Annotated in this window: 7 protein-coding genes and 1 tRNA gene; 4 read left to right on the forward strand and 4 right to left on the reverse strand. The window is 67.4% G+C overall.

The features are described from left to right. Positions 1-98 precede the first annotated feature (98 nt). Positions 99-566 carry a PTS sugar transporter subunit IIA gene (locus ACESMO_RS07955; RefSeq protein ID WP_372707625.1) on the forward strand — a complete coding sequence of 156 codons (468 nt, stop codon included), beginning with the start codon at positions 99-101 and terminating at the stop codon, positions 564-566. Between the two features lie 31 nt (positions 567-597). Here ACESMO_RS07955 and ACESMO_RS07960 read toward each other — a convergent pair whose 3' ends face one another. From ACESMO_RS07960 to ACESMO_RS07975, 4 genes are all read right to left on the reverse strand, one after another. Further along, positions 598-852, reverse strand: coding sequence for a DUF1150 family protein (locus tag ACESMO_RS07960; RefSeq protein WP_372707630.1), 255 nt, complete (start codon positions 850-852; stop codon positions 598-600). Between the two features lie 85 nt (positions 853-937). After that, positions 938-1,357, reverse strand: coding sequence for an Hsp20 family protein (locus tag ACESMO_RS07965; protein WP_372707626.1), 420 nt, complete (start codon positions 1,355-1,357; stop codon positions 938-940). A 178-nt stretch (positions 1,358-1,535) separates the two neighbouring features. After that, positions 1,536-1,611: transfer RNA gene (locus ACESMO_RS07970), tRNA-Ala, on the reverse strand. A 166-nt stretch (positions 1,612-1,777) separates the two neighbouring features. Then, entirely contained in the window at positions 1,778-2,239 is a 462-nt protein-coding gene (locus ACESMO_RS07975; RefSeq protein WP_372707627.1) for a TIGR02300 family protein, read from the reverse strand. Positions 2,240-2,365: 126 nt separating this feature from the next. Here ACESMO_RS07975 and aroA point away from each other — a divergent pair, with 126 nt between their 5' ends. The 3 genes from aroA to ACESMO_RS07990 form a co-directional block, all read left to right on the forward strand. Further along, entirely contained in the window at positions 2,366-3,694 is a 1,329-nt protein-coding gene (gene aroA / locus ACESMO_RS07980; protein ID WP_372707631.1) for a 3-phosphoshikimate 1-carboxyvinyltransferase, read from the forward strand. Then, a complete protein-coding gene (gene cmk / locus ACESMO_RS07985) occupies positions 3,691-4,341 on the forward strand; it encodes a (d)CMP kinase (RefSeq protein WP_372707628.1) in 651 nt (216 codons plus the stop codon). The genes aroA and cmk overlap by 4 nt, the downstream gene beginning before the upstream one ends. A gap of 154 nt (positions 4,342-4,495) precedes the next feature. Continuing rightward, positions 4,496-5,614: 30S ribosomal protein S1 (locus tag ACESMO_RS07990; protein WP_372707629.1), on the forward strand; the 1,119-nt coding region annotated here is incomplete at its 3' end.

The raw sequence follows: 5,614 nt of genomic DNA on the forward strand, positions 1-5,614 counted from the left end.
CTAGGCGTAGCCGCGTCATAATACTTCCCACAATGAGGCGGGTCGTCTACATGGCGCCCGCCCAGCCGGGATGATCGGGTTGGTTCGGGGATACCGCAATGAATATCGGTGACCTGCTGTCGGACGGCCGCGTCGTCCTGCGCGGCGGCGTATCGTCCAAGCGTCAGGCCCTGCATGTGGTGGCCGAGGTCGCCGCCCAAGCGCTCGGCCTGTCCGAGGCCGGGCTCATGGAAGCCCTGATGGAACGCGAAGCCCTGGGGTCGACCGGTCTAGGCTCCGGCGTGGCCGTGCCCCACGCCCGGATCGAGGGGTTGAGCCGCGTCACCGGCGTCTTCGTCCGGCTCGACGCGCCCGTGGTCTGGGGTGCGGTGGATGACCGGCCGGTCGATCTCATGTTCGCCCTGTTCGCTCCGCCGCGCGATGGTGCCGAGCATCTTCGTGCTCTGGCGGCTGTTTCGCGCGCGCTTCGATCGGCTGAGATGCGCGAGCAGTTGCGCCAGGCGCGCACGACGGACGCTGTTCGGGCGCTGTTCGTCAGCGACCGGCGTCCCGCCAACGCCGCCTGACGGTCGAGGCGAAACCGCTCCGCGCGCGGGTTCAGTGAACCGAAACGGGTTCCAGCTCGTGCGCGACGGCGGCGGCGAAGGCCGTCTCGCGATCCATCATGACGGCCAGTCGTTCGCCATCCGCGCCGTGTACGGCGTAGAGAACCGCATCGGGATCGATGGACAGGCCCCTCACGGCCGGAATGGCTGTGTCGGCCAACACTTCCGAGGCGCGCACCTCGCGCACATAGACGAGGTCTGGCGCGCCCAACCCCTTGAGATCCTTCTTGGTCATCATTGGCGTCATCAAGACCGCCTCCTCGTCTAGAGACCAACGCCCCCGGGCGTCAGTGGTTCGGTCCCGTGATCGGCGACCGGCGAATAGAGCTACGTCAGGCCGTGGTGATGGGGATGCGCCTGACGGTCGGCGTGTCTTCCGGACGCTTCAGATCGACGTGGAGCAGGCCGTGCTCCAGCCGGGCCTCCTCAACCTCGAGCCCGTCGGCCAGCACGAAGCTGCGGACGAAGCCGCGTCCGGCGATCCCGCGATGCAGGAAGGCCTGGTCGGGGTTGTCGCCGCCCTCGCGCTTGCCGGCGATGGTCAGCTGACGGCCCTCAAGGGTGATGGCCAGGTCGTCGGGTGCGAAGCCCGCGACGGCCAAGGAAATCCGCACGGCGTGTTCGCCGCGCTGCTCGACATTGTAAGGGGGATAGCTATCGGCCGCGGCACGCTGGGCCCGGTCGATCAGGGCGCGGGTGTGGTCGAAGCCCAGCAGGAAGGGACTGTCGAACAGGATGGTGCGCGTGCTCATGGCGTGTCCTTCGTGAAGCGACCGCGCTGGACACCCGTAAGCGGCGTGATCCGGCGTGGTTTGGATATGGGTCGCGATCAGTGAGCGCGCAATGTCGCCGTCGGCGTGACCGAGCCCAGACCGAGCCCAGACCGATCCGAACATGGAAACGGCCGCCCGGCTTACCGGACGGCCGTCATGGTGGAGCTTAGCGGAGTCGAACCGCTGACCTCTTGCATGCCATGCAAGCGCTCTACCAGCTGAGCTAAAGCCCCGAACCTTAGGCGTTCTGGCCTTTGGGTCGGTTCGCGTGGGGGCCGGGAGCCCTGCGACGAGGCGGCGGAACCTATGTCAGGGCCTGATCACGATCAAGCCCGGCCCCGGGATTTATTTTCGCCCTTCCCGGACCCCCGAAAAGCGATCCGGGAAAGGGTCGAAAACCTATTCGTCTTCCTTGGGCGTCTTGATCTCGTCCTCGAAGCCGTCGTCGTCCTCGTCCTCGATGAAGGGCACGGAGTCGTCGTCATCGTCTTCGGCCAGGACGTCGTCATCCTCGGTCGCCTCGCCCATGCCGGACTCTTCGGTCGGATCGACGGGGGTTTCGTCGTCGTCGTCCGGAGTCAGGATCGGCTCATGGCCTTCCTGATCGATTTCAGGAGTCGGGACGGTTTCTTCTTCCTCATCGTCGTCGCCTTCGACCTTCTTCTCCTTTACCTGATCCTCGGCTTCGTCGTCCGCTGGATAGCCAGCCGGACGACCGCGACGGTTGCGCAGCTTCAGCGCCTCCTCCGGATCGAATTCGGTCGCGCATTTGGGGCAGTGAGCAGGGCGACGGCCCAGGTCGTAGAATTTGGCCTGGCAGTTCGGGCAGACCTGCTTCTGGCCCAGTTCGGGTTTGGCCACGGTGAAAAGACCTTTGGCGGGAGTGGGGAAAACGGGCGGCTCCCTTGCCACCCCCGGACGCCGCTGTCAAAAGCCATCTCCGCGCGCCCGCGTCCAAAGCCCTGTCCGGAGGCCCGCCGGGTGTCGATCTACCCGCATCTGACCGCCCGTTCCGGCTCCGCGCTGAATGGCCGGGTCCGCGCCCCGGGCGACAAGTCGATGTCTCACCGCGCCCTGATATTCGGAGCCATGGCGACGGGCGTGACCGAGATCGAGGGCCTGCTTGAGAGCGACGACGTTCTCGCCACGGCCCATGCCGTGGAGGCGTTTGGAGCGGGCGTGGAGAGGCTCGGCGGCAAGGACTCAGGCGGCCACTGGCGGATCACGGGGCGGGGAGGGTTTGAACAGCCGGACGGTGTCATCGATTGCGGCAACGCCGGCACCGGCGCGCGGCTGTTGATGGGGGCGGCGGCGGGCTATCCGATCGCCACGACCTTTGACGGCGACGCCTCTCTTCGCCAGCGGCCGATGAAACGGGTCACGATGCCGCTGGCCGACATGGGCGCCCGGTTCGACTGGCGCGAGGCCGAGGACCGGCTGCCGCTCACGATTACGGGAGGCGGCCTCTCTGCCATCGATTACGTCCAGACGGTCGCTTCGGCCCAGGTCAAGTCGGCCATACTGCTGGCCGGACTGAGCGCCGCCGGCGTCACGATCGTGACGGAGCCGGAGCCCAGCCGGGATCATACGGAACGCATGCTGCGAGCCTTCGGCGTCGAGGTCGGCGTCCTGCCGATGGGCGCGGGCTGGCGCGTCAGCCTCAAGGGCGGCCAGGTCCTGGTCGGGGCAGGCGTGGCCGTGCCCGGCGACCCGTCCTCGGCCGCCTTCCCGCTGGCGGCGGGTCTGATCGTTCCGGGCTCGGAGGTGACCGTCGAGGGCGTAATGTTGAACCCGCTGCGCACCGGCCTGTTCTCGACCTGGCTGGACATGGGCGCGGACCTGACTGTCGCGAACCGCCGCATGGCGGGTGGGGAAGAGGTCGGCGACGTCACCGCCCGGCATTCATCACTCAGGGGCGTGGTCGTGCCGCCCGGGCGCGCCGCCTCGATGATCGACGAATATCCCATCCTGGCCGCCACCGCCGCCTTCGCCGAGGGGGCCACCGTGATGCGCGGCATCGGCGAGATGCGGGTCAAGGAGAGCGATCGCATCGCCCTTATGGCGGCCGGGCTGAAGGCTTGCGGCGTTACGGTCGATGAGGAGCCGGAGGGGTTCACCGTCTTCGGCGGTACCGTGCGGGGCGGCGCGACCGTGGTCACGCACGGCGACCACCGCATCGCCATGAGCCATCTGGTGCTGGGTCTGGCGGCGGCCGAGGCGGTCACGGTCGACGAGCCGGGCATGATCGCCACGAGTTTTCCGCGGTTCGCGCAGTTGATGCGCGGGCTCGGGGCCGATATCGCAACGTCTGAATGACCCGCCCCCTCATCATCGCCGTCGACGGCCCCGCCGCCTCGGGCAAGGGCACCATCGCCTCCCGACTGGCCAGAACCTACGGCTTGCCGTTCCTGGACACCGGCCTTTTGTATCGCGCCGTCGGCATGGGCGTGCTGGCCTCACGTGCGTCTCTGGACGACGAGTCCGCCGCCGTTGCCGTCGCCCGTTCCCTGGACGCGGCCACGCTGTCCGACGATCCGCGCCTGATGACCGGCGAGGCGGGAGAGGCGGCCAGCCGGATCGCGGGCTATCCCGGCGTTCGGGCGGCCCTGCTGGACCTGCAGCAGGCCTTGGCGCACCAGCCCGGCGGGGCGGTGCTGGACGGGCGCGACATCGGCACCGTCATCGCTCCGGACGCTCCGGCCAAGCTGTTCGTCACCGCGACGGCCGAGGTGCGGGCGATGCGCCGCTGGAAGCAGCTGACAGGGCGCGGCGATGCCATCGCCTATGAAGACATGCTGGCCGATATCGTGCGCCGCGACGAGCGTGACGCGGGCCGGGGTGCGGCCCCGATGGTGCAGGCCGACGACGCCGTCTTGCTGGACACTACTGAAATGGATATAGAGACGGCCTTCGATGCGGCCCGCCGTATCGTCGAGGCGGCGCGTGTCCGGAACGGTCTCTAGAGACCCCAAGGCAAATCCAGCGCGTCATCCTCGGCTTCCGCGGGCGTTCTGGCTCAAATCGGCCTCGCCTCGCGACGTTCTGATCTCTCTTTTCAACCACCTCGCGCGGGGCCGTCCGGTCGCGCGCCACAACCGTTAGAAACCCCAGAGCTACATGATCGACACCCAAAGCTTCTCCCCCTCGCGCGACGACTTCGCTGCGCTTCTCGACGAAACCCTTCAGGGCCGCGACCTCGGCGAAGGCCAGGTCGTCCACGGGCGCGTCGTCGGCATCGAAAAAGACATCCTGATCATCGACGTCGGCCTGAAGTCCGAAGGCCGTATCCCGGCCCGCGAGTTCGGCATCGGCGAAGGCGCCGTCATCCCCAAGCTCGGCGACAATGTCGAAGTCTACCTTGAGCGCGTCGAGAACGCCCTGGGTGAAGCCGTCATCAGCCGCGACAAGGCGCGCCGCGAGGAAGCCTGGACCCGTCTGGAAGTCGTGTTTGCCGAAGGCGTGCCGGTCAACGGCGCCATCGTCGGCCGCGTCAAGGGCGGCTTCACTGTCGACCTCGGCGGTGCCTCGGCCTTCCTGCCGGGCTCGCAGGTCGACATCCGCCCGGTGCGCGATGTCGGCCCGCTGATGGGCAAGGAACAGCCCTTCGCCATCCTGAAAATGGACCGTCCGCGCGGCAACATCGTCGTCTCGCGTCGCGCCATCCTGGAAGAAGCCCGCGCCGAACAGCGCACCGAACTGGTCGGCCAACTGTTGGAAGGCGAAGTCCGCGAAGGCGTGGTCAAGAACATCACCGACTACGGCGCGTTTGTGGATCTGGGCGGCATCGACGGCCTGCTGCACGTAACCGACATGTCGTGGAAGCGCGTCTCGCACCCCTCGCAGGTCCTCGCCGTCGGCGACACCGTCAAGGTCCAGATCGTCAAGATCAACCCGGACACCCAGCGCATCAGCCTGGGCATGAAGCAGCTGCAGACCGATCCGTGGGACGGCGTCGAAGCCAAATATCCGGTCGGCGCCAAAATGACCGGCCGCATCACCAACATCACCGACTACGGCGCGTTTGTTGAGCTGGAAGCCGGCGTTGAAGGTCTGGTGCACGTCTCGGAAATGTCGTGGACCAAGAAGAACGTCCACCCCGGCAAGATCGTCTCGACCTCGCAGGAAGTCGATGTGGTTGTGCTGGATGTCGACGCCTCCAAGCGCCGCATCTCGCTGGGCCTGAAGCAGGCCCAGGACAATCCGTGGGATGCCTTCGTGGCCGCCAACCCGATCGGC

The sequence above is a fragment of the Brevundimonas sp. genome (assembly GCF_041688735.1).
GTDB lineage: Bacteria > Pseudomonadota > Alphaproteobacteria > Caulobacterales > Caulobacteraceae > Brevundimonas.